2 protein-coding genes are annotated in these 2184 nt (G+C 58.1%); one reads left to right on the top strand and one right to left on the bottom strand.

Features of this window, described 5'->3' with window-relative positions; all coding sequences use genetic code 11:
- Positions 1 to 414, top strand: a 414-nt coding sequence (locus Q0216_RS00570; protein WP_298592033.1) for a RagB/SusD family nutrient uptake outer membrane protein, incomplete at its 5' end; no start/stop codon positions are given.
- 1 nt (position 415) lies between these two features.
- Here the strand turns inward: Q0216_RS00570 and Q0216_RS00565 are convergent.
- On the bottom strand, positions 416 to 2056 hold the full coding sequence (locus Q0216_RS00565) for a Na+/H+ antiporter (protein WP_298592030.1): 1641 nt from the start codon (positions 2054 to 2056) through the stop codon (positions 416 to 418).
- Between the last annotated feature and the right edge of the window lie 128 nt (positions 2057 to 2184).

Raw genomic sequence — 2184 nt, 5'->3', positions numbered from 1 at the left:
AACAAGTTCTTCTCCGCTACGGGTAAGCCCATCGGTACGATGGCAGACCGCACTTGGCTAAGCGACATCGTCTTCATGCGTATGGCTGAGATCTACCTCATCGCTTCCGAAGCTGCCGCCCGCAATGGTGATGATGCCTCTGCAAAGACCATCCTGCTGAAGCTCCTCAAGGAGCGTACCGCTGCTGATAAGTACTCCGCTGTAGAGACTGCTATCACGGGTCTCACCCATGACGAGCTGCTGGAAAAGATCTTCTACAACTGGCGCGTCGAAATGTGGGGCGAAGGCCTTGCCCTGACGGTGATCAAGCGCTTCAAGTACGACAACAAGCGCTCGGCTCGCAGTCTCTTCTTCAAGGAAGAGGCCATCAAGTGGGATGACCCTCGCCTCGTATGTAGATATGTAGAAGCGTGAGCTATTCGAGTTCAAGCGGACCGCGCACACGCATTTCTTCAATGTCCAGGCGTTCCTGGATCTGGTGCAGAACGTTCATGTCGATGGTTCCTTCGTCACGCAAACGCTTGAGGATGTCACGCTGAACGTCTAGCAAACCCAGACGCAGCTCTTCCTCTTTGTCGTCTCCTTCGAGCAGCAGCAACACATCTTCCGGGGTGTCTTCCCCATGCTTCTGCAGGGTGTACAGGTTGCGGTATTTGCTGATGAGGAACATATGGTCTTCGGCAACGCGGTCAATAATTTCCTGCGGGGCGTTGATCCGGTCGCCTACTTCTTGAATGCTGTCGTAGGACTCGGTGAGCATAACGCGGACTGCTTGGCCGATCTCTTCTTCTTCGGTGTTATCAACCGGTAGTTTTGCCCACTTAATGACCAGGGGCAGCAGCATGCCCTGGACGACCATGGAGCACAGCACCACACCGGACACCACGAAGATCACGAGGTCGCGGTATTCAACACTCGCCGGGATGGACAGCGCCACCGCCAGGGACACGCCGCCGCGCAGACCGGCGAAGGTGCTCACGATGCGGCCGCGGTGGGTGGTGCGCAGGGAACGCTGCTTCTCACTGCGGTCCAGAAGACGAATCATGAAAACAGAGACCTGCAGGAATACGTAACGAATCACGACGCAGGCAATCCAGGCGACCAGCACAACGAGCAGGCCGTAGCTCCAGGTGGTGCCGTAGAAGTTCTTGGCGACGCCCATACGTTCCACGACGGAGGGCAGCTGCACACCGACCATGACGAACAGCACGGCGTTCATGACGAAGGTGACGAATGCCCAGGTGGGCAGGCCGTAGGTGCGGTTCTGCGGTTTGATGGTGTCCGGGCCGTAGTAGGTCAGGTAGAACGCGGCGACAACCACAGCAACCACGCCGGAACCCTTCATATCGAGGAAAGGCTCAATTTTCTCCGAGAGCAGGAACGCGATGAAGGGCACGGTCAGCATGAAGCAGGTGAACCACATCGGGTTGTCAATGTGGGCACGGATCTTGTTGGCTGCCCAGCCGACCGCCAGGCCGACCAGAATACCGATGAGGAAGGAGAAGAAGAACGTGCCGCTGGAGTGGCCGAGGGAGAGTTCCTGCCCGGCGGCTACCTGCAGTGCGAGGGCGAGCAGCACGAGGGTCGTGCCGTCGTTAATGAGCGCCTCCGCCTCGAGGGTGGTGATAGCGGACTTGGGGAGTTTACCGTTGAGGGTTGCCACAGCGATCGCGTCGGTGGGTGCGAGCGCCACACCGATGAGCAGTGCCGCACCCCAGGCGCTCACACCGATGAAATCGTGCAGAATCCCTGCGACACCGAAGGCGGTGACGATGACCAGCAGGGTTCCGGTGAGGATAATGCCGCGGATGTGGGTACGCGCTTCACGCCATGAGGTGTTGCGGGTTTCCCAGAAGAGCATGACGGGCAGGAAGATTTCGAGGATGACGTGCGGCGGCAGGCCAAGACTCTGAACTTCTTGCAGTTCGTGGGCGGGCATAATGCCGATTGCCAGGCCAATGAAAATCAGCACAATGGCGGGGGTGATCCGCGTTTTGTGTGCGATTACGCTACCTATGAGGACAGCGAGGGATAGTGCGATAACGACTTCGAGCATGCTGTTCCTTTGCTTGGGCGCAGGGGTACTAGACGCTCGGGTGCTGAAATGGCTGCCCCGGCGCAGTTCCTGATGCGCTACATGGTCTGTGAAATGTGTTGATGGTTGCCCTGCGGGCTTTTGTTCTA

Source organism: uncultured Rothia sp., from assembly GCF_937976295.1.
Taxonomy (GTDB): Bacteria; Actinomycetota; Actinomycetes; order Actinomycetales; family Micrococcaceae; genus Rothia.
The sequence above is the reverse complement of the archived record's forward strand: the minus strand, read 5'-3'. Positions and strand labels throughout refer to the sequence as shown.